General features: G+C 65.4%; 19 protein-coding genes. 11 read left to right on the forward strand and 8 right to left on the reverse strand.

Features of this window, described 5'->3' with window-relative positions; all coding sequences use genetic code 11:
- Positions 1-579: 579 nt before the first annotated feature.
- Positions 580-777 carry a hypothetical protein gene (locus HR086_RS20460; RefSeq protein WP_174466447.1) on the forward strand — a complete coding sequence of 66 codons (198 nt, stop codon included), beginning with the start codon at positions 580-582 and terminating at the stop codon, positions 775-777.
- 740 nt (positions 778-1,517) lie between these two features.
- Here the strand turns inward: HR086_RS20460 and HR086_RS20465 are convergent.
- From HR086_RS20465 to HR086_RS20495, 7 genes are all read right to left on the reverse strand, one after another.
- Complete coding sequence (locus HR086_RS20465; protein ID WP_174466448.1) at positions 1,518-1,751, reverse strand: hypothetical protein; 234 nt, start codon at positions 1,749-1,751, stop codon at positions 1,518-1,520.
- Positions 1,752-2,013: 262 nt separating this feature from the next.
- The gene (locus HR086_RS48590) at positions 2,014-2,892 is read right to left on the reverse strand and encodes an AT hook motif domain protein (RefSeq protein WP_254626404.1); all 879 of its coding nucleotides are present in this window, start codon (positions 2,890-2,892) and stop codon (positions 2,014-2,016) included.
- Between the two features lie 8 nt (positions 2,893-2,900).
- Positions 2,901-3,731, reverse strand: a complete 831-nt coding sequence (locus tag HR086_RS20475) for a hypothetical protein (protein WP_174466449.1) — start codon at positions 3,729-3,731, stop codon at positions 2,901-2,903.
- Complete coding sequence (locus HR086_RS20480; RefSeq protein ID WP_174466450.1) at positions 3,707-4,045, reverse strand: hypothetical protein; 339 nt, start codon at positions 4,043-4,045, stop codon at positions 3,707-3,709. The genes HR086_RS20475 and HR086_RS20480 overlap by 25 nt, the downstream gene beginning before the upstream one ends.
- Positions 4,042-4,701, reverse strand: a complete 660-nt coding sequence (locus HR086_RS20485) for a 3'-5' exonuclease (RefSeq protein ID WP_174466451.1) — start codon at positions 4,699-4,701, stop codon at positions 4,042-4,044. Before HR086_RS20485 ends, HR086_RS20480 begins: the two co-directional genes overlap by 4 nt.
- Positions 4,701-5,876 carry a PD-(D/E)XK nuclease family protein gene (locus tag HR086_RS20490; protein WP_174466452.1) on the reverse strand — a complete coding sequence of 392 codons (1,176 nt, stop codon included), beginning with the start codon at positions 5,874-5,876 and terminating at the stop codon, positions 4,701-4,703. The genes HR086_RS20485 and HR086_RS20490 overlap by 1 nt, the downstream gene beginning before the upstream one ends.
- A 130-nt stretch (positions 5,877-6,006) precedes the next feature.
- The gene (locus HR086_RS20495) at positions 6,007-6,615 is read right to left on the reverse strand and encodes a hypothetical protein (RefSeq protein WP_174466453.1); all 609 of its coding nucleotides are present in this window, start codon (positions 6,613-6,615) and stop codon (positions 6,007-6,009) included.
- A gap of 1,953 nt (positions 6,616-8,568) precedes the next feature.
- Here HR086_RS20495 and HR086_RS20500 point away from each other — a divergent pair.
- From HR086_RS20500 to HR086_RS20540, 10 genes are all read left to right on the forward strand, one after another.
- A complete protein-coding gene (locus HR086_RS20500; protein ID WP_174466454.1) occupies positions 8,569-9,321 on the forward strand; it encodes a sigma-70 family RNA polymerase sigma factor in 753 nt (250 codons plus the stop codon).
- Positions 9,322-9,532: 211 nt separating this feature from the next.
- Complete coding sequence (locus tag HR086_RS20505; RefSeq protein WP_174466455.1) at positions 9,533-9,874, forward strand: hypothetical protein; 342 nt, start codon at positions 9,533-9,535, stop codon at positions 9,872-9,874.
- Positions 9,875-9,879: 5 nt separating this feature from the next.
- On the forward strand, positions 9,880-10,614 hold the full coding sequence (locus HR086_RS20510) for a hypothetical protein (protein WP_174466471.1): 735 nt from the start codon (positions 9,880-9,882) through the stop codon (positions 10,612-10,614).
- 87 nt (positions 10,615-10,701) lie between these two features.
- On the forward strand, positions 10,702-12,210 hold the full coding sequence (locus tag HR086_RS20515; RefSeq protein ID WP_174466456.1) for a DEAD/DEAH box helicase: 1,509 nt from the start codon (positions 10,702-10,704) through the stop codon (positions 12,208-12,210).
- Positions 12,211-12,236: 26 nt separating this feature from the next.
- Positions 12,237-15,422, forward strand: a complete 3,186-nt coding sequence (locus HR086_RS20520) for a hypothetical protein (RefSeq protein ID WP_174466457.1) — start codon at positions 12,237-12,239, stop codon at positions 15,420-15,422.
- A 141-nt stretch (positions 15,423-15,563) separates the two neighbouring features.
- On the forward strand, positions 15,564-15,698 hold the full coding sequence (locus HR086_RS49230; protein WP_256433651.1) for a hypothetical protein: 135 nt from the start codon (positions 15,564-15,566) through the stop codon (positions 15,696-15,698).
- Positions 15,699-15,789: 91 nt separating this feature from the next.
- Entirely contained in the window at positions 15,790-16,329 is a 540-nt protein-coding gene (locus HR086_RS20525) for a DUF2924 domain-containing protein (protein ID WP_254626406.1), read from the forward strand.
- Positions 16,326-16,526: a hypothetical protein gene (locus tag HR086_RS20530; RefSeq protein ID WP_174466459.1), complete on the forward strand. Its 201-nt coding sequence runs from the start codon at positions 16,326-16,328 to the stop codon at positions 16,524-16,526. Before HR086_RS20525 ends, HR086_RS20530 begins: the two co-directional genes overlap by 4 nt.
- Positions 16,523-18,082: a recombinase family protein gene (locus HR086_RS20535; RefSeq protein ID WP_174466460.1), complete on the forward strand. Its 1,560-nt coding sequence runs from the start codon at positions 16,523-16,525 to the stop codon at positions 18,080-18,082. Before HR086_RS20530 ends, HR086_RS20535 begins: the two co-directional genes overlap by 4 nt.
- Before the next feature lie 559 nt (positions 18,083-18,641).
- Positions 18,642-19,064, forward strand: a complete 423-nt coding sequence (locus HR086_RS20540) for a PspA (protein ID WP_306663351.1) — start codon at positions 18,642-18,644, stop codon at positions 19,062-19,064.
- A gap of 294 nt (positions 19,065-19,358) precedes the next feature.
- Here the strand turns inward: HR086_RS20540 and HR086_RS20545 are convergent, their stop codons facing one another.
- Positions 19,359-20,939, reverse strand: coding sequence for a hypothetical protein (locus HR086_RS20545; protein ID WP_174466462.1), 1,581 nt, complete (start codon positions 20,937-20,939; stop codon positions 19,359-19,361).
- Between the last annotated feature and the right edge of the window lie 914 nt (positions 20,940-21,853).

A 21,853-nucleotide genomic window follows, 5' to 3' on the forward strand; every position in this document is an offset into this window, starting at 1 on the left:
TTCGAGGGCAGCTCGGGGGCTCGTGGGGCTCACGAGGAAGACAAAGGCCTGCGGCCCGAAGAGCTGGGGGACACGCGCGCACGAACGGGGCGCCACGCGGCGACAGGCGCGGTGCGCGGGGCTGACCGGGGCGGAGCGCCAGGTGGGCCACGTGGCGGCCGGCGGGGCGCAGCGGAGGAGGGCGTCCCGGGCCGGGGAAGTGAACGGCGCGCGCGTCCACCTCGCTGGACGGAGTGTGCTTCCGGGCGCGAGTTCAGGCCCAAACTCGTACCGCGGCGCTCAAGGACCTGGTGGCTGTCAGCCCTAACCTCGCGAAACCACGAAGGCTGTGGCGCCAGGCGTGTGCTTCCGCGTGCTAGGTGGGGCGAACTCCCGGGGAAAAGTGACCAGGCGCGGCATGGCGCGGCGAAAGTGAACGCGAAGTGTCCTCGTTCACTTTCGGGAGGCGAGTATCAAGCCGGATTGGAGGGGCGTGCAGGCGAAGGGTTTCTTCGGCAGCGCGCAGTTTTTTCTGCCTTCGCGTTACAAAGCGGCTCTGAACGATGTGGATGGACGCATCCGGCTTGGGCACGCTCCTAGGTGACGCTCGACAAGAAGAAGCCATTCTCCGATTTCCAAGCCGTTGCGAGAACTCATGCCGAGGCCGAGTTTTCCGGGGCTCTGTTCCGTCTTCAATCCGAGATTGATGTTTGGCCGCACGAGACTGCCGATGGGCATCCGTGGCTCATCGTGTCGATGGACTTCGTCGAGTGCGGAGCGGTTCGAGATACACTGTGACTCGACTTCGATGGGCGAGCGATTCGTGGTGGCCGGAGCCCAAGTTTCCTAAATCGGGACGATGGGGTTTTGGCGCAAGAATCAGACATTGACGTCGGACCACCTGATGGAATCGAGATTGAACAGGGGGCTCCGACGGAACTAGCAGCTGCTGCTTCATGGTTCGCATGTCACGCCCTTCAGTGGCAAAGCAGCCCAAGGCGAATTCATTGGAACCGCTAGGTGGTGAGTGCAAACCATTGTTTAGTGAGAAATGAGGGCCCAAGTATTGGAGACGTGCTTGGTCACCGGCCACTGTCGGCGCAGTCGTTGATCGTAGACTCCTGTTGACTCAACCTTCTCCGTGGTGTGTACAGGCCTGCCGACACTCTTCGTAGTCCATATGGCAGCGAGCGATCATCGCGGGGTCGTCATTTGCGTAGGACCTGCACACTAGATAGATGTCGAAGCATCTCTTGAAGCAGTCCTCCGTTGACTGCGTTGCGCCCGATGTTGTGGGGTGCTGAAGTTTGGAGGCAAGTGCGCCTCCTCCGATAATCATGGCGCCCGACAAAGCTATGCCTGCGAATGAGAACTTCATCTTGATGGGTCCAGAGCTGAGAAGGGCTTCGATGCTTGGTTAGGTGCGGGGGCTCTGTGAATGCGGTGGGCCCGTGCGCACGAGCGCTGCGAATCGCAACAGCCAAGGACTGAGCTGCCCCATGGGATTGATCGGGGGGGCAGCTCAGCGTCTTGGCTTGTCAGGTGCAGGTTGCGGTGCACTGCCGGAATTGGGCAGAGCAAAGGGCGAGATCAGTGGGGTTGCCGGCGGCTTGTATTTTGCACTCATCAAAAAGATAGATGCAGCTTTCACAGGGCATGAGGTGCGCGGTGGATTGGCCCTCTTCTTGACTATCTTGTGAGAGGCTGTCGTTTCCGCCGCATCCCCACAGAATTCCTGCTGCGATGAGCCCTGCAATGCGAATGGCTGACATGGTCATTTCTCCTTGGTTGGTGCTGCGGTGATGGTGCCATTCTGGTGGGGTGGTGTGAAGGGGTTGTTTTTGTGTGGTGATCGTGTGAGAATACATTGAGTCGGTAGTTCTATTCTTCTTCTTTGGCTGGAAGGGTGGCTGAATTGCCAGGGCGAGAGGAGAGTGCTGAGTCCTCTGACTGAATTGTGAGTTTGCCTCCGTGCTCTGTTCTGCTTGACATGTCCATGTCAAACAAGTTGTCCTTCGCAAGGCACGTAGCTCTCTACTCCTCGTCGCTGTTCATCAACTCCGCAACGACCTCGCCGCGCTCAGCAGGCGTCGTCTCTCGCGCGGCGCGCAGGGCCTGGGCGTGTCGGGTCTGCAATCCCTCCAACGAGAAGCTGGCGTGCAGCTCCTGGCGGGAGTCGGCGCCGCCCATCACGAACTCCTTCAGGCGCACCATGGTGTTGAAGTCGGTGGGGTTGTCGACGCGCACGCGGCCCTCGGACAGGGCCTCCTCGAAGCCGAGGAGGTAGCCGTCAATCATCTTCAGCGCGTCGTCCTTCGAGACGGCGATGGCGTTGGCGCGCAGCTCGATGAGTTTCTGGTCCGCCTTGGTGGCGATGCGCGTCTTGGCCTCCTCGCGGCGGCGCAGGCAGTTGTGCTCCTTTGCGTAGCTGGCCACGAGCGAGGTGGCGACACCGAAGCGCTCCGCCAGCTCGCGGTACGAGGCGTAGCTCGTCATGGTGGAGCCATCGGGCAGCGTCTTCACGTCGCCGAAGACGAGGGCGCGGTCCAGCTCCTGGCGCGGGAGCGCGGGCTCCTCGGACTTGCGGGGGCGGCCCGTCTTGCGCTTCGCGGGCGGCGGAGCCTGTGGCGCCTCGGCAGACGCCTCCACCTCGGGCGGAGGTTGCCCGGCGAGGAGGCGCTTGCGGCGGCCGAGGCAGTCGTGCTGCTGGGCGTACCGGGCGACGGCGCTGTGCGCGACACCGAAGCGCTCGGCCAGCTCGCGCAAGGAGGGGAATTGCCTCTTCACACGGCCCCGTGTGGTGGGCACCTCCTCGCCTTCCACGAGAAGCCGGTCCACCTCGTCATGAGGCAGCCGGGGGCCTTCTGCTTTGGTGGGGCGCCCCAGCTTTCTGAGGGGCTTCTTCTGGGCCATGCCTTCCCTCAGCAGCCTCCGGGGGGCTGCGCTGCGGTGTCCACGGCCTGGGTGCGCAGGCGCTGCATCAGCCGCGTGCGCTGGCGCTTCAGGCGCTGGTACACCCGCTCGACCTCGGTGGCGTCACCCCCGACGAGGCGGCTGGCATAGGCACGCAGCTTCTCCCTCCGAACGACGGTGGCCATGAGGACCTCGACGTCGCTGCGAGGCAGTGTGTCCCGGGCGAGGTGTACCAGCACCGCATCCCTCCGCACGAAGCTCCGCCGGACGCTGGGGCGTCTGGGGCTTTCCATCGGCGTGACAGGGCGGGTATCGGGCAGCCACGCCGCGAGCTGCTGGGGCGTGTACTTGTCGTGCTGCTCCGCGCGCTCCTTGCGCAGGTAGCGGAACACCGCGCGCGCCGTCTGTTGGCGCAGCCGGACTGCCGTCCAATCCTGCCAGCGGGGGAGGGGGAAGTTGCGCCCGACGGACAGGAAGGTTGCGAGGACGAGCTGGTCCAGGTCCTCCCGGGGCACCGCGTTGCCGAGGAGGCGGCTGCGCAGGCGGCGCAACATGGGGGCGTAGGCGGAGGCGAGGGCAGCCGTCCACGCGGGGCTGGGGGAGGCCTGCATTTCAGCCACCAGGGCCCGGGTGAGGGCTTCCCGCTCCGGGTACGTCTCCGCGCGCGCGTCAGCCATGGCGGCCAGCACCGATTCGAGCGTGGCGTGGCGCGCGAAGGCGGGCCGCCGTGTGCGCGCAGCCGCGAAGACGGCCTGGTTCCGAGGCGAGAGCGCCTCCACACGCAGCAGGCCGAGGAGGTGGCTGAAGAAGTCACTCACCGAGGACGGGCCTCCCACCACTCGCTCACCAACTCGAGGAAGTCATCCAACTGCATGGTGACGAGGGGCGGCTGCCCGTCGTCCTTGCACACGGCGAGCGGCCAGCGCCCCGGCGGGCACGTCTCCACCGCCTGTCGCATGGCCTCGCGGACGTTGGTGCGCTGGTGGGCCTTTGCTTCGACCCAGAAGCACGGCACCTCGACGTCGGACATCTCCTGTCCGGTGCGGTACTGGAGGCCGCGGCGGATGAGGGCCTCGGGCATCGCCTCACGGAAGCGGTGGACGAGGGCGCGCTCGAAGTCGGCACCCTTGCGACGGGAGGAGGCGCCGCTCACGAGACACCTCCCGACTCCTCAAGCAGCCGCTCCATGTGTCCGCCACGGGCCATGCGCACCGCGAGGCAGCGGGCCACCTCCAGCGCGCAGCGGGCGTCCGCCATGGCGCGGTGGGGCGAGGGCCGGTGGAGGCCGAAGCGCTTGGCCAGGGTGTTGAGGGAGAGGGACTCCACCTCGCCCGTGGCGAGCAGCGGCCACGCGAGGCTGGCGGTGTCGAGGCGGTGGTAGTCGACGGAGGGCAGGGCCAGCTCGCTGCGGCGATACGACTCGACGAGGAAGCCCCAGTCGAAGCTGGTGTTGTGGGCGGCCACGAGGGTGCCCGTCAGCAGCGGCGTCACGGTGGCCAAGACTTCCCGCAGGGGCAGGGCGTCCCGCCACTCCTCGTCGGAGTAGCCGCACACGGCGAGGGCATCGGGGTGGGCGTCGGCCAGCCGGGTGGGCTGCACGCGCGCCTCGTACTCGGCCAGCACCTTGAGGCTGCGGGCGTCGACGCGGAGCACGGCCACCTCCAGCACTTCGTGCCGGGAGGAGTCCAACCCCGTCGTCTCCAGGTCGATGAAGCAGAGCGTCCGCAGATGCGGCGGGAGGCTGGGGAAGAGCGGCTGGCGGAGCGCAGAGACAGGAGTGGTGTCGGAATCAGAATGAGCGAGCAGCACTATGCAACCTCTTTGGCCCAGAACCTGGGCGAGTGGTGTTTGGCGGCGAGGGAGTCCAGCTCGGCCTTCAGCAGCGCGACGCGCGCGGTGCCCAGGCGCTTGCCCGCGTCCTTCAGCAGCGCTTCGAGGGCCTTCTTCTCGACGCTGGCGAGGCGCTGCATCAGCTCCTCACGGGGGAGGCCGGTGGCTCGGGCCAACACCGCGACGGCGGGCTCCAGCGGGTAGTCGAGGCTGGCGACGTTGAACATGCGGTAGCGCGTGCCGGCGAGGACGAGTTCGTCCTTCTCGGCGAGGTGCGCGCGGAGGACGCCCTCCAGCTCCGCCTTGCGCGCGCCGAGAATCCTCGCGAGGTGGGCGACTTCCTGGCGCTCGCGGGCGACGGACTCCAAGTCGGCCGTGTCCTCGCAGACGACTTCACGTCGGCCCTCCAGCGCCTGGGCGTAGGCGGGGCAGTTGCGCCGGTGGTCGCAGTACACGCAGTTGGGGTTGAGGCGGGCGGGGAAGGACTCCGCCTTCTCCATCTGCTGGCCCAGCGTCTCGACGTACGCGAGGGCGGCGTCCAACTGCTCCTCGGTGCGCGTCGTCTCCTGCAGCACGCCGTGGCGCAGCATCCACATGGACAGGCGCACCTTCTTCGCCCAGGGCCACATGCGGCGCGCGGCGAGGGCGTAGAGGCTGAGCTGGAGGCTGGAGTCCAGCTCCTCGCGGGTGAAGAGCTGGTGGTTGGATTTATAATCCATGACGTGGACCGTCTCGTCGTCCACCCAGTCGACGCGGTCGATGAAGCCCAGGACGGTGAAGGGCCCCACCGGCAGGCGGAACTCCTTTTCCACGGCGAGGATGTCGCGGGAGTCCACGCGGCCCTGCTGGCGCACGAAGTCCTGGAGGATGGAGAGGCCCTGCTGGAAGAGGTCCAGGCCGGAGAGGCCCGAGGCGGCCCACTCTTCACGATAAAGCTGGAGGGCGCGCTCCTCGGAGAGGCGGCCCGCGTACTCGGTGTCGATGACTTCCTGAAGCAGCCGCTCGAGGACGCTGTGCAACGCCTTGCCGAAGCTCAGGGGGATGCCGGGCTCGGCGGTGTGCTTGTCGAGGTAGTGGAGCTGGTAGGACAGTGGGCAGGCCTCGAAGCGGGTCAGCCGGCTGTATGACAAATGCTCGTTTCGCAGTGCGCTCATGACGTGGGCCTCCGGGCCGGTGCAGTGGCGTGTCGCGAGACAGTCATCACGCTCTTTTCGAGAGACACATCAAGTCGAAGCGGGGATGCCGGGCGGGCCCGTGTGTCTGTTTCACAGGCGTGGGCCACGCTCATGGCGACACCTCCGCGGAGGCCTGCCGCTTTTCGAAGGACATGACGCGTGAGCCCGGGAAGGCAGACAGGACGCGCACCAGCGTGGCGGCGTGCTCCGGGGTGAGCTCCTTTCGGGCTTGGCCGGTGTAGGCAGGGACGAGCCACACTTCGCCGTAGGTTTCGGAGGCGAAGCACACCTCGGCACCGAGGGCCTTGAAGCTGGCGATGTCCTCGTCGGTGAGGCCGCGCAGGGCGGAGAGAGAGGACTCCGCGTTCAGCTCCTTCACGTCGGGAGACGGAGTGGGTGGCGCGGGCTTGGAGGCGGAGGCTGGGGCGTTCTTCTTCGAGCCAGCCTCGGGCAGCGGATGGCCGAAGAGATCCACAGCGGCTGGAGCGGACTTCTTCGGAAGCACGGGGACATGCGGCGCGGCCACCTCACGATGAGGCCGGGCCTGCCGATTGACCTTCAGCCACTCGGTGCAAGTACCCACGCCGGGCAGAGCGCAGCCACCGCCATGCCGGTAGTGCATGCAGTGGTTGCCCTCGCCGCGGACATAGGCTTCGCACGTCACGCCAGGCGGACGCTGTGGGGCGGGAGTGGGCTGGAGGAGGTGTGTAAGGGCCATGCGCGGATGTCGGCGGCGCGTGTTTGCCGATACATCCTAAACTCACCCCATCCCTTCGATTTGGGACAAGAAATCATTTCGCCCGATTTTATTTTTGGATTTCCCCTGGCGAGCGAAGCGCCGAGGGAAAGAAGCACAAAGGCATTCGGCGACAAATCGGGGACATCCCTCGCCTGTGGACAGCTCATGGACGGCCCGTGGACATGTCTCTGTCCACAGTTTTCGCGAGTGATTGCGCGAAGATGGGTCGCTGTGGACAGTGTGGACAGCTTCTGAAGAGTACCCCTACGTCATGTGTGCGCGCACGCGAAGGCTCCATGTACAAGTGCGCGCGCACGCATACGTGTCTCTCCCTATAAAAGCTGTCCACACTGTCCACAGTGAGGTTTTCGTTAAGGAAGTCATGGAGTTAAGTGTGGACAGAGTGCTGTCCACAGCTGGCCACACCCACTCATGAAGTGAAAGTCAGTGCATCTGTTTGTGAATGCGAGGGCGGCCACCTCAACGTCCTGGACTATCTCTCGCCCTGTGGACAGCGCGTGGACGGCCCGTGGACATGTCTCTGTCCACAGGTTTCGCGAGTGATTGCGCGAAGATGGGTCGCTGTGGACAGTGTGGACAGCTTCTGAAGGGTACCCCTACGTCATGTGCGCGCGCACGCGAAGGCTCCATGTACAAGTGCGCGCACGCGCATACGTGTCTCTCCCCATAAAAGCTGTCCACACTGTCCACAGTGAGTATTTCGTTAAAGAAATCATAGAGTTAAGTGTGGACAGAGTGCTGTCCACAGCTGTCCACGCTGTCCACACCCACTCGTGAAGTAAAACCTTGTGCGGCTGACTGTGAAGGCGCGCGCGCGGGCATGCGGCGTGGGTGGATGCGTCCACGCCATGGCTTGTGAATGCTCGCAGAACGGCCGGAAACGGCCTCCACGCGCGTGAACGGGAGCGGGAGCCACTTTGGGCCACATCTGACGCCTTCCGTGTCATCTGCGCCCTGTCAGGGCCGTCGCTTCCCGGTTTTCTGAGACGCGCAGGATGGGCGGTTGGCAGGGTTGCTCCGGCCGCAGGAGGGGCGGTGATACAGCGAGACAAGGGTGTTTCACATGGCGCACGTCCGAATGCGTGGACGAGCAGTTTGCTGTGCGAAGCCGAAGCCCGAACGGGTGGGCGGCTCGTGTCTCCGTGCGACGTCGAAGTCCGAGTGACGACGTGCGGGCATGAAAGTCGCAGAGGCGCGCGCGACCGTGTCCCCAACGCCACATCAACCACTTCGGATGTTCTCGCTGGAAAACTTAAGCGTGGCGATAGCGACGATGAATGCGTGACTGTCTGGGTATTGGGAGTTTGGGAGGGGGGTCGAGACATGAATAACAAGCATCACCATGAAGCGCGGAGGGGTGTTGCCGGCGTGGGAGGGCTGGGTGCGCGTTTCTCTTCGCGCCGTCACGCCGTGGTCACGCCCAGGCTTCACGCTGTCGTGCGTATTGCCCGCGGGCACGTTTCAGCGCGGTGTCGTCCTTGGGCTGTGAGGGGAAGCCGCGTGAATTACGCGTTCGGCACGATGTGCTGGTTTGTTGTGATTGGCTCGACACTGATGCCGAGGCGCTGGTGCGCCGTTCAGCGTGGGCATGGCCTGCGCTGTGGGAGCCTCGTTCTGGTCTCCCTGGGCGCGCCGCTCTCCCGTTGTCGTGCCCCCAGCCGGAAGGGGGCTTGCCCGTTACCGTAGCCAGGGGCTTGGGTGCGTGGAGCGCCCGCCTCTTCCTTCGACAGTCGCGCCACCGCCACGAGGTACCCGCCGAAGATAGGAACCCTCGGAGGCGCTGGCGCCATTCCTTGAACGGGGCTCGGCCTTGTCTCCCCTCACCCGGCACTTCCCCGCGCGCCGAGCGCAGGGCCGGGGCGGCATGTATCAGTGAGTCGTAACTGGAGTGCGCTCAATCGAGAGCTTGGCATGGCCCTCCGGACGGCCGAGGCGCAGCGTGCCTATCGCGTCTTGCGGCGCAACTGGGAGGCGCTCTCCGACTTCGAGCAGCCAGAGGATCTTGTTTCATTCCTCACTGCGCGCGAAGGCGAGTCTCACAGCAAGGATGGCTTACTCGCGGGCCTCGTCATGCTGGTGCAGATGGGCGCCGCGGCTAACGCCTTCGTGGCGTTGTTGTGGTTGGGCCTCTGGCCAGGATTGGACAGCGTGTATCGCCGATGTCTCAGGCGAATGGAGACCGCACCTGTGGAGGTGGTGTCCTCGATTGCCGCGTCCTTCATGGGGCTCGTGGCGCGTGTCGAATTGTCCGGCGTCCAGCGTGTGGCCGCGACACTTGTGCGTGGTACGGAGCGCGACGTCCTCAAAGACTGGCACAAGGAGTTCGAGGCGCAACGCCAACGCGTGCGCCTTGGGAGACTGGCTGAAGCAGACGGCGGGGCTCCCTCGGGGCCGTGGCCCGTCTCCTCCGTGCCTCGAGCCCGCTCCTTCAACACAGAAGTGGAAGAGCTGCGCGCGCTGCTCCTCCCGTTGATGGGCGAGGACACCGACTTGGTGGTGTCCGTCCTGCTGCGCGAAGAGGACTACGCAGAGGCCGGCGCGAGCTTCGGGCTTGCACCTGCGGCGGCGCGAAAGCGCGTCCAGCGGGCCCTGGTCCGCCTGCGGAAAATGAAGAATAAAATCCCCGAAAAAGATTTCTTGTCCCAAATCGGCGGGTGGGGGTGAGTTTTAGAGTTTGTGGATTTTGAAACAACCGAGAGGACACCGGGAGGGGGCGGCTGACGGAATGCGCGAATCGTATGTCCCCTCCGCGTGCCGCCTGGCTTTGAGGGAGTAACGGGCCGCCTCGCGCCCCAATCCAATCCTGCTTCGAGACACCCTGTCCGTCCCGGCGGACAGCAACGCCCCTGTATTGCCTGCAACCTGGAAGGACTGAATGAAGACAGCCACGCGAAACAACTTCGAACATGGTGAAACATACGTGCGCTTCTTCGCGCGCATCGACGGGCACCACCTCCGGGTGGTGGGCAGGGGCGACTCAGGGCCGGAAGCGGGGGGCCGTAGCCCATGCCTCTGCTGCGAGTGCGCCGGGGCCCAGGCCAATGACTACGTCCGCGTGCCGGGCCTCTTCCGCCGGTGGGAGATTCAGCACGTGGTGGACACCGACGCGGACTTCAACATCGAGGCGGCGGGCTCCACGGAGGACGGCACCGAGTTGTTCTCGGTGTACCGGCGCGAGCGCCACGCCCCCACCACGCACTGCCAGAAGGAGGAATGAGCACCATGACCAACATGTGGGAACAGACGGCCGCGATGGCCAAGCAGCACGAGCAGGCCGGCGGCGCCTGGCTGAAGCTCGCGAACGACGGGGACACCGCAGTCGTCGTCTTCCTCGGGGAGCCGTACCCGCGAGAGGTGTGCTTCATCGGCGGCCGGTGCGTCGCCTTCGACGAGAAGCTGAGGGCCCAGGGGCACAAGTCCTCGTTGCGCGTCACCTACAACGTGGCCCTGTACAGCAGTCGTGAGGTGAAGGTGCTCGAGCGGCCCACTGCCTTCTTCGACACGCTCATGGAAGTGCGGGCGAAGTACGGGCTGGAGAAGTGGGCCTTCGAGGTGAAGCGTCACGGCGTCGCCAATGACCCGAAGACGACGTACTCCATCCTCCCGGAGTGCCAGCTCTCCCTGGAGGAGCAGCAGGCCTTCCAGGCGTTGCGCCTGCACGACATCCAGAAGCTGCACACCGCCGAGGCTGCCGCTGCGGCGAGCGGCACGCCGCCTACGAGCGCTTCCAGTGCGAAGGCGAGTGAGCCTGTCGACGTGAAGCTCGCACAGGCCATGGCCACCGCGCTGAAGGCGCTGCCGCGCGAGGCCGTGGACCGCTTCCTCCAGAAGTTCGCCGTGCAGCGCATCCGCGACTTGCCGGCTTCGAAGGGGGAGCTGGCGCGCGCCTTCGTCGACTCCCTCGTTACCGAGTACTCCCCGGAGAGTGTCGCGGACGTGGACCCCTTCGGGCCGTGAGCGCCCCCTGCTGACCCTGTTGCCGTAGCCATGCGCGAAGGGGGCCTGTTGCGTGCCCCCGACGCGCCTCACTGAGGAAACAAACGAATGGTGGAAGACTTCTCCGAATGTGGGGACGGGGGACGTGTTGTCTCTCGCGCCCAGGACTCCAGCATGGGGGCCGCGCCGTCTGCGCCTGCGCGCAACGCGGGTACGGACAAGCGGACGCTGCGCGTGCGCGTGGACGCCGGGCTGAGGCTCGCGGCGAGTGACGTGCCGCCGAAGATGGTGGAGGGCCTCTGCCGCGCGCTCTCCCTACCCAATCCCGCGTACTGGAAGCTGGTGCGGCTGCGCAAGCGCCCGGGGGCAGAGCCCCAGACGCTCTCCTTCATCCGTCAGGAGGAGCGGGAGCTGGTGCTGCCGCGCGGGGCCATTCACCTGCTGCGCCGTGCCGCAGACGAGGCGGGCCTGACGTTGTCCTTCGAGGACGCGCGGGTGTTTCCGGCGAAGCGCCTGCCGAAGCTGCCGGAGGTGTCCTTGCGCGACTACCAGGCCGAGGTTGTGGAGAGGCTGGCGAAGGCCACTCAAGGGACGGCGGTACTCCCATGCGGGGCAGGGAAGAGCGTCCTCGCAGTCGGCGCAATCTCTCGGCTCCGCACGCCGACGCTCATCCTCGTCCACACCCTGGACCTGGCGGAGCAGTGGAGAGAGCACATCCGCGAGCGCCTGGGGATGGAGGCCGGCCTCGTGGGCGCGGGCGAGGAAGAGGTGCGGCCCGTCACCGTGGCCGTCGTCCAGTCCCTGGCCCGGTGGGAGGAGGCGAAGCTGGACGCCTTCCTCGGCCGCTTCGGCCTGCTCGTTCTCGATGAGGCCCACCACATTGGTGCAAGCGCCTTCCATCGACTCGTGGACCGTTGCCCGGCGCGGTACCGACTGGGCCTGACGGCGACGCCCGAGCGGGAGGACGGGCTGACGCCGCTCCTGCGCTTCTACCTGGGAGCGCCTCTGGCCGTGGTGAAGCACGAGGACCTCGTCGCGCGCGGAGTGCTGGTGGTGCCCGAGGTGCGCGCCGTGGAGACGGCCTTCGATTTCCCCTATGGCCGCGCCTCCGACTACGCGCCCATGCTGGAGGCGCTGGCGGAGGACAAGGCGCGCAATGACCTCGTCCTCGGTGCCGTGGCTCGCGAGGCCTGGGCGGGCCACCTGTGCCTCGTCCTCACGGGGAGGGTGGACCACTGCGAACTGCTGGCGCAGCGGCTCTCGGCCACCGGCCTGTCGGCCGCCGCGTTGACGAGTGGGGTGCCGCGCGAGGCGCGCAAGGCTCTCCTGGACCAGGCTCGCGCCGGGCGCGTCCGTGTGCTGGTGGCCACCAGCCTGGCGGATGAGGGGCTCGACTTGCCGCGCCTCTCGCGCGTCTTCCTGGCGTACCCCGGCCGTGCGCGTGGACGCACCATCCAGCGCCTCGGACGCCTCATGCGCCCGCACGAAGAGAAGAAGAGCGCCGTCCTCATCGACTTCGTCGACGGGAAGGTGCCGCTGCTCCGGCGCCACCACGCGGAGCGCCGCCAACAGTACGCCACGGTGCTGGGAGTGACGGCCCACGCTGGCGTGCATTGAACCACCACAGGGAGTGAGCACCTTCGATGACGACACCTTCTGATACCACTCCAAGCCCCGACGACATCCGCGCCACCTGGCGGTGGCTGGCGCATGCACCGCATGGTGTGAGCGAAGTCCGCATCATCCGCCCGGGCGGGGGAGGCCTTGCGGGCCTGGGCTTCTTCGACGACGAGGAGGCCTTCGTTGAGGCCTGCGTGGCGGCCAATGCCGACGGCAACGTGTATGTGGGCATCCAGCCGCGGCCCCGGCGCCTGCTCGAGCTGGCCCCCAACGTCCTGCGCCCCTTGCGCAGCGGCGCGGGTAACAAGGACATCGAGGTCGTGACGGCCACGGTGGTGGACCTGGACCCCGTGCGCCCCAAGGACACGGCCAGCACCGAGGACGAGCTCTCGCTGACGCTCCAGGTGGCGGACGCCGCCGCGGCCTGGTGTGAAGCGCAGGGCCTCGTCCGGCCGCGACTGAACATGAGCGGCAACGGGGCGCAGCTCTGGTTCGCCCTGCCGCCGCAGCCCCTGGAGGGGGAAAGCCACGAGCGCGTGCAGGCGGGCCTGAAGTCCTTCGAGGCCGAGGTGCGTGCCCGCTTCGCCTCCGAGCGCGTGCGCGTGGACTCCATCCACGACGTAGCGCGCGTCATCAAAGTGGTGGGCACCATCAGCCGGAAGGGGGCAGGGACAGCGGAGCGGCCCCACCGAGCAGCTCGGGCGCTCGCCGGCTTCGAGCGCGTCGAGGATCCCCAGCTCTTGGAGCGCCTGCTCCGTGCGCCGGTGCAGCAGCCGCTGGCGAACCAAGCGCGTCCGGCCCAGGTGACGATGCCGTTGGCACCCTCCACCTCGGCACCGCAGGGGACGGTGAAGGCCCGCCGGACGGAGACGGGGGAGTACGACTGGGCGCACCCAGTGGAGATGTGCGGCCCGGTGCAGCGCCTGTGGGAGCAGGGGGCGGAGGACCGGAGCGTCGCCATCTTCAACATGGTGCGCTTCTTCGTGCACAAGGGACTGGGCCTCGATGAAATCACCGAGCTTGTCAGCGAGTACGACAGGCGGGGCCTTGGGAAGCTGAAGGGCCGGGACGGCGTCGGCTACATCCGCAAGGCCCACGAGAAGGTGGTGGCCACCGCCCGCGAGGATGGCTCCGTGGCGCCGCCCTGCCACTCCCTCCAGGGCATGGGCTACTGCCGAGTGAATCGCGAGCCGGACGTGCGCTGCGAGCTGTACGACGTCGTGTTCGACATCGAGGCGGCTGTGGATCGCCTGGCCACGGCGCCGGCCCAGGAGGTGGAGTACCGCCTCAAGCCAATTCTCGAGGCCATCGCCCACCGTCCGCCGTCCGCGCAGGAGAAGTACCTGGGCCTGCTGGAGGTGCGCACCGGCCTGGCCGCGCAGAAGCTCCGGCTGGCCATGGCCCGCGCCGTGCGCAGTTCAGCGGCGGGCGAGGGGGCGGAGGGCGCGGACTCCAAGGGAGGTGGGAAGGGCAGCAGCGGCGACGACACCATCGACGGCGAGGTGTACGAGGACGCGTACTGCTACTACACGGTGACGCAGAGGGGGGAGGCGAAGGCCATCTCCTCCTTCACCTTCACGCCGAAGGCCCTCGTGGAAACCGAGGAGGGGGAAGTGTTCCTCGGGGACGTCCGCACGGACAAGGGCACCAGCATGGAAGGAGCCCGGCTGCCGCGCCGGGCCTTCCATTCGCGCAAGGAGCTGCTGAACCACCTGCCGTCCGTCCACACGCAGTGGACGGGCAGCGACAACAACGTGCAGGGGCTGCTGCGCGCGGTGGCTCGGCGTGCGGTGCCCCGCCTTCCGGGCACCACCACGCTGGGCGACTTCAAGCGGGGAGAGCACCACGTCTGGGTGGCGCCCGGGTGCACCATTGGGCGGGAGGGTTTCCTCTCGGCGTCTCCCGTGGCGTACCTGCCGAATGGCACCTCGCTGGAGGCGCGCATCCGCTACGAGGCCACGGACGAGGACACGTTTCACGACGTCGCGCGCACCGTCTTCGAGTACCTGCCACAACTCAACACGCCGCAGGTGGTGCTGCCCATGCTGGGGTGGTTCTTCGCCACGCCCATGAAGCCGCGCCTCATGGAGAAGGTGGGCTCCTTCCCGCTCCTCTTCATCCACGGGACTCAAGGTAGCGGCAAGTCGAGCATGTGCACCGACGTCTTCTGGCCCCTCTTCGGCGTGCCCGCGTCTGACGCGTACAGCGTGACAGAGACGGAATTCGCCCTGGTGAAGCTGCTGTCCGCCACGCGCTCCGTGCCGGTGGTGGCCGACGAGTACAAGCCCTACGACATGCCGCTGCACCGGCTTCAGCTGCTGCACCGCTACATGCGGCGCCTCTACCGCGGGGAGACGGAGGAGCGGGGCCGCTCGGACTTGTCGGTGGTGAGCTACCGCCTGCACGCGCCGCTGTGCGTAGCGGGTGAGACGCGTCCCACGGAGGCCGCACTCCTCGAGCGCCTTCTCACCGTCAACCCGGAGAAGGCGACGCTGAAACGGCGCGAGTGCCGGGTGGCGTTCCGCAAATTGAAGGGCGTCAATCTGGCCCTCTTCGCGCCTCGCTACATTCAATTCTGCCTGGGGCGTGACTTCGGCAAGGACTGCCAGGTGGCCCGGACGGTGGCGGACGTCCTCCTCGAAGGACGTGAGGTGCCTCCGCGCGTCGTCGACAACCTGGTGGCCATGCTGCTGGGCATTCACCTCTTCGAGGAATTTGCGCGGGAGTGTGGCTACCCGTTGCCCACCGACTTGGGCGCCCGCGAAGCAGTCAACGCCGTGCTGGAGGACATCCTCGAAACGGAAGCCGGGGTGAAGAATGCCCTCGACGTCTTCCTGGAGAAGCTGTCCGTCATGGCAATTCAGGGGGACCTGCGGCACCGGGTGCATTACGTCTTCGAGGGCGAGCGCTTCTGCTTGCACCTGGAGAGCGCCTACGACGCCTTCCGCGCCCACTGCAAGCGCGTCGACTACGAGGGCGAGGTGGTGGACACGAAGGCGCTGCGGCGCCTGCTGCACGAGAATCTCCGCGAGGGCGGCTACGTCGTCTCCCTGAACGAGCGAGTCTGCTTCGACGGGCGGATGAACCGTCGCCGCGCCGTGGTGCTGGACTTGTCTCGCACTCGCCTCGTCTCGGTGGAGGACTTCCCGCAGTCCCACGACTGGCGTGCGCGCAACGGCGACTCAGCAGCGGAAGACGCCAGCGGATAGCCAGGCCGGGAGGTGAGTGCCCTACGGCCGACAGCCGAGGGGCGTGGAGACGCGTGGGCATGTTCCCCAATGCTTGCAGGTGACTTTGTCATGGTGATGACGCCGAGAGTGTCGAAGCAGGACGAGGTTGAGGATTCATCCATGGGGCACCTCAGCACCCCACAGCAGCGACACGACGATGCCGTCGATGTACTGACGGAGGCCCTCTGGGAGTTGTGGCTTCGTCGCCATTCGCAAGCACCGAAGTCGAAGGAAGAGGAGCGCACCCATGGCTGAGACGCAGACTCTCGACTTGTCTTCTCCCCGGGACAGAGCGTCCATGGGTTTCGCCCGAGGGCAGGTTGCCCCGGACGAAGGAGACATCACCATGGCGAAGAGAGGGATTGTTCGCGCCGCGCGCAAGCAACTGGCGGATGTGCCGCAGCAACTGGCTACCCTGGCCCATATGCGGGTGCCGGAATTGGCGAAAAAGTACCAGGAGTTGTACGGCGAGCCCACGCGCAGTCGCAACGCGAACTACCTGCGCAAGCGCCTGGCCTTCCGGATTCAGGAGCTGGCCGAAGGAGGACTTTCCGCGCGCGCCGTGGCACGCATTGCGGAATTGGGTGACACGCTGCCCGAGAGCTGGCGGATGCGGCAATCGGAGGTGGAGAAGAAGAACGATGCCGCGCCTCCGTCCGCAGCAGATGACGGCCGCGACGTGCGACTCCCGCCACCCGGCGCGGTGCTGACGCGTCTGTACAAGGGCTCGCAGCTTCGGGTGACGGTGCGGGAGGACAGCTTCGAGTACGAGGGCAAGCAGCACCGCAGCCTCTCCAGCATCGCCAAGCTGGTGACGGGGACGGCCTGGAACGGCTTCACCTTCTTCGGCCTCAAGGCCAGCAGCTCGAAGGCGGTGAAGTCATGAGCGGCCCCTCCTTCTTTCAGACGCACATGGGGCAGCGGTTCTACGAGGGGACGATGCCGGCGCTCGTCCGTGAGCTGAAGCGCCTCAACGACAACGTGGAGCGACTGGTGGCAGTGGCCGAGCGTTTCGCAGGGTCGCCGCCGTCCTCGAGGGCCGGCGCGGAGACTCCGCCGCCAGGGGACTCGGAGGGGACATGAGGAAGCGCAAGCCGACGCGGGTTCCGACGGACGCGAAGCGCTGCGCCGTTTACACCCGCAAGTCGACCGCCGCGGGCTTGGAGCTGGAGTTCAACTCCCTCGATGCCCAGCGCGAAACCTGCGTGTCCTACGTGCAGCGTCAGCCCGGCTGGACTCTCGTGGACGAGAGATACGACGACGGTGGCTTCACGGGCGCGAATATGGAGCGGCCCGCCTTCCAGCGGCTGCTTCAGGATGTGGACGCGGGGCTGGTGGACGTCGTCGTAGTCTACAAGGTCGACCGTCTCTCGCGCTCCCTCCTCGACTTCGCGAAAGTCATGGAGCGCTTCAATGCGGCAGGCGCCTCCTTCGTTTCGGTGACGCAGAACTTCAGCACGGCGGACGCCATGGGGCGCCTGACGTTGAACATGCTGATGTCCTTCGCCGAATTCGAGAGGGAGATGATTTCCGAGCGGACGCGGGACAAGATTGCCGCCGCGAGACGAAAGGGCAAGTGGACTGGCGGGCGCGTGCCGTTGGGCTACGACGTGGTGAATCGGCGCCTCTCCGTGAATGAGTATGAGGCCGTGGTGGTGAAGGAGGCCTTTGACTTGTACCTCCGACACGGGACGGCTTCAGGCGTGGCTCAGCTCCTCAACGAGAAGGGGCGGCAGACGAAGCGGTACGAGAACCGGAGCGGTGATGCACAAGGCGCTCGTCCCTGGACGACGCAGGATGCCCTGCGTCTGTTGCGCAACCCCCTCTATGTCGGCCTGATTTCCTACGGGAATGAGACGCACCAAGGAGAGCATCCGGCCATCGTGGATGAGGACGCCTTCCGTCGGGCTCAGGCGATGCTGGATGGACGTCGCTTCGGCGGCCAGTCTCACGGACGCAACCCGGACTACGTGTTGCGTGGCCTGCTGCACTGCGGCCTCTGTGGGGCGGCGATGACGCCCGGCAGCAGCCGCAAGGGCACACGCGAGTACCGCTACTACCGCTGCACCACTCGGGACAAACAGGGGCGGGGTGCCTGTCTTTCCGCCCCCATGGCGGCACCGGCCCTGGAGGACTTCGTCGTTGCGCGACTCCGCGAGACCTCGGTGAGCGGCCCCCTGGCAGGGGATGTATACGCCCGCCTCACGGCACGGTTGGAGGAGAAGCACCAAGCCCTCCGTGCCGAGCGCGCGCAGTTGCCGAAAGAGCTGGCCCGGCTCTCCAAGGAGTCGGCGAAGTGGGTCGACTCCCTTTCATACTTGGAGGGGCCTGCCCGGCGCGTTGTCGAGGCGAAGCTGATGGCTGCGGAGGAAAAGGCCGTGGGCCTGGAGAAGCGACAGGCGGAGGTAGAGCGCGGCTTGGACGCCACGAAGGGTGAGAAGTTGGAAGCCGCGTGGGTTGCTCAAGCCCTCGCGGACTTCGATGCCGTGTGGGACGCCCTCGTTCCAGCCAACCGAGGGAGACTGCTGCGCGCGCTCATCGGTCGGGTGGTGGCGAATGAGATGACTGGCTGCATCGACGTGTACCTGGCCCAGGCCAGTGACGGTGTTGTGGCCACGCGTGGAGATGCAGCGGCATGAGTACGCGCCTCGAATCCTTGCCAACGGAAGTGAGCCTCCTTCGTGCGCGCTTTCATCGCGTCCGTCGGATGGGAGTCACGTTCGTCGAGGGGGCACCACAGCCCCCGTGCGGGGAGTCGAGGCGCCCGTCCCGCGTCGCGCGCATGCTGGCCCTTGCCCACCACGTAGGGGCCGCTATTGCCCGGAGACAGGTACGGAGCGCTGCGGACGTCGCGGGGCAACTGGGCTTCTCGCGGGCGCGAGTGACGCACTTGCTCGACTTGCTGCTGTTGGCCCCGGACATTCAGGAGGAGCTGCTGTTCCTTGAGGCCGTCGACGGAAAAGAGCCTCTCGGGGAAAGAGTCCTACGGGCCGTCGTTCATGCCGGCGCATGGGAGATGCAACGCGAGCGATGGCGCGCTGTAGCTCCTGTATTTCGCTCCGAATAGGGCTGGCCCCGTCGAATTGAGACGAGGGGCCTGCATTATGAATTGCAATGCGTCGTCGAATAGATGGAATGCTGTCGTCGAAATGCGCGGACGTCACGGTCCGCAGAGAGCGAGAGAAAATGCAGAACGACATGATGGGAACCCTCCGCGCGGTGATTGCGCAGGAAGTGGAGAAGCAGATGGGCCGCCAGACGGAACTCCTGGAGCAGATTGCCCGGTACCTGGGCGTCCCTACGACGAACGGTGTGTCGGCTGTCCCCGCGCCAAAGCGCGCCACTCCCACACCGCCGAGACGGCGCCAGGCGAAGGGCGAGCCTGCTCCGAAGAAGCGCGGGCGCCCCCGGACGACTGCGAAGGGCGCCACGTCGGCGAATGAAGCCGAAACGAGCGCGGCGCCCTTCAAGCAGGGGCAGGAAGTCCGCTACAAACAAGGGAGGGGAACCTTCCCTGCCGTGGTGAAGGCTGTTGATGCTGGGGCAGGGACTGTCACGCTCGAGCGCCAGGGCGACGGAAAGCAGGTGGTTCGTCCATACTCAAAGGTGGAGGCAGCATAGAGGGGAATTGCACAAGCGAGTGTCGGGCGGAGTCCATTGATCGCATCGGTGACGGTGTGCGCACGGTGATGGACCCGCTCGTCATTCTATAGGGGCGATGAATGCTTGGCGGAGCGCGCCGAATGCAATCTGGACCGCCCGACCTCAAATGGGGGGCGGTCTCGTGTCTCGGCAAGAAGATGCCGAGTCACGCCACTTCTGGTGCCCTCTTCTTCCTCGGTTTCCGCCTCGCGCAGTCAAACTGAAGGAGGAGCGCCAGACCAGTTCCTGACGCTTCCGCTCGACAGGGTCCTGTCAGGGTTTCTCATTGGGAGACGACTCTGTGGGGGTAAAGCCGCTGCTTCCTTTGTAGTGGAACCAGTGACTATATGTGCCGCCTTGCCCGCATCCATCCGAGTAATGGAAGCCAATGCTGGCGACCTTGTCTCCGGATGCAAATGGATTGAATCGCACGAGAGCGGTCTTGCCGGTGTCTGTTGTTTGGAATGACAGGATTTCGGCGTTCGGGCCTGTGGGTTCATTTGGCTGCCAATATCCGCTAATTTCCGGCTGCGTCACGGAGGCCCTTAGCAGCAGGCCATTTGTGCCGTAGGTCCAGCCGTAGAAGTCTGTCACAGTAACCAGTTCCACTGTCTTGTAGGTGCTGGCGTTTGTTTCGAACGTGAGCGTGCCATACGGTCGAGTTAGCCAGTAGGGGCCAACCCGAACCTTCTTTGTGAGCGTGGTTGCTCCGCAGTTCCCTGAAACTTGCGCGGTCAGTGTGATGTCACCAAAGTTGGTGCCCTTTGTGAGTGTGCCTGTGTTGTCGCTACGGGACGCCGCAGTCGCCAGGGTCACATCGCTTGTGCTCCAAATCACCGACGTGCTGCACGGCAATCCAAGGAGTCGATACTCATGGGGCGCTGTAGTGCAGAGTATAGATGGTCCCTGAATGGACATCGACGGGTATCCAGGGTTGGTGACGTCAGACTGGTAGGGTCCATAGCTGGAGCTTCCTGTCTTCACGGCTACGGAGATGTCTTCCTGAGCGGCGCCGCATATGGGGGTGAGGGTTAGGATGGCGTCGGTGGTCGTCAACGTGGCTGGAGCAGGCGCTCCCTGATAGGACCAGCCGTTGCTCGCCGAGCCGAGGTCCCATTCATACGCTCTGATATCCCTGATGCCCTCCAGGTTGGTCACGGTGAATGTCTGGGCCGTGGTGTCGCCGCAAGTCCGGGCTACTGAACTGGGTGCTAGGGAGAATGCAGGGGGCACGACCTCTGTGATGGAGATTTGATTGATTAGGACCTGCGTCGTTTTCGAGGGAGAGCCCTGGGTCGCCAGGACGATGAGATAGTCTGCATCCTCGGCGGGGGCCCACTCGGGGAATGTGTAGGTTTTTGCGGTTGCGTTGATGTACGAGAAGCCCACGATGTTATTTTGAAGTACCGCCCAGTAGTCCTCTCCGACGGAGCCACACACAGTGGGGTTGGTGTCGTCGGGAGCGGGGAGCTCCGTGAATGCAGAGAAGCTGAGGCGCGGATTGGAGGTCGGATCTTCGGACGTTCTCAATGCGTTCACGCTAATAATGTACTTGAGCCCGACCCTGAATGGATACTCAAGGGCATAGGCTGTTCCTAGGTTTTGAGCTAGGGTGTTTCCTATTTTGGATTCAAGGATCACTGAATTTCCATTGAATTTCGCCCCTCCGGCGACTGGGTAGTGGGCTACGTCATTGATCTTGGCCGGTGTCGGGATATTGAAAACGTTGCATAGCTGCGTGGACAGGCCGCTTGGTTTGTAGGTGATGGTTTTCTGGGCGAACGCTTTGGTTGGTGTCAGTGCAGTCAATAGTGTGAATGCTATCGTGAGGATTGACGTGAAGCGAACGCTCATGGAGCACTCCTGAGATGGATTTGCCTGGAGTCTGAGAGAGGAGTTGTCAGATGTCCAGGGAGGCTGGATGGCCTGGGCCAGCCCACGCCCCGGTGCCTCAGTGTGATGGACCGGCTCAGCGAGGTCGCCCGTGGGGGCATTTGGGCGGAGCACCGCTTCGAGCAGAACAGAGTTCTGCGTGCTGGGGAGCGTCAAGGAGTGGCTGTGCTGAAACCTGAACCCTCCTGCCCCCGTGGTGGTGGCGCCCCCTCATTCAAAGGCGTCGTCCTCACGGGAGCAGTTTCGGGCGGTGTACGACTGGCTGCTGAAGTGAGCGGGCAGGGGAGCCGCTTGGCTCTTCACAAGGGCCGAGGCTGGTAGTCCGACGCGCAGGAGGGTGCCCGGGCTTCAACGTCGAGTCCCTCTTCTCAAGAAATGCGGCGTCCTTCGAGTGCCGGGTTGTGGGTGTCCCTGCCCGAAGTTCAGGGAGATATGGGGGCCAGATAGCTTATGCAGCCCCTGTTCATCTCGCAGTAGTCGATGGGCGCATACCCAATACAACACTCACCTTCTTCTGTTCCACACGCGACTCCGCACCGAGGCCGGCAGTCGGCGTTGCGCGCTCCTGGGGATGCGTAGATGCAGACACTGCGTCCATTGTTGCATAATGAGTATGCGGCGGCTCCAACGACACAGGTATTGATTCCATCCTCTCTGGACTCGAGTTCGGCCGATGAGTCGACTTGCTCCTCCATGCCACAGCCCACCAGCAGGATTGCTGCAAGCATGCCCCTGAGAATACTCGACATGATTCCTCCCATGAATCGCCGCTGCTGGGACGCGGCCCCAATGGCTGAAGCGTCCCGCCTCGCGCTTATGGTGCTGGAATCGAAGCCAACCCGCTGCCCTACGCTTGTGCCAATCCTACGCGCCTG

The organism is Myxococcus sp. CA039A, from assembly GCF_013336645.1.
Classification (GTDB): domain Bacteria; phylum Myxococcota; class Myxococcia; order Myxococcales; family Myxococcaceae; genus Myxococcus; species Myxococcus llanfairpwllgwyngyllgogerychwyrndrobwllllantysiliogogogochensis.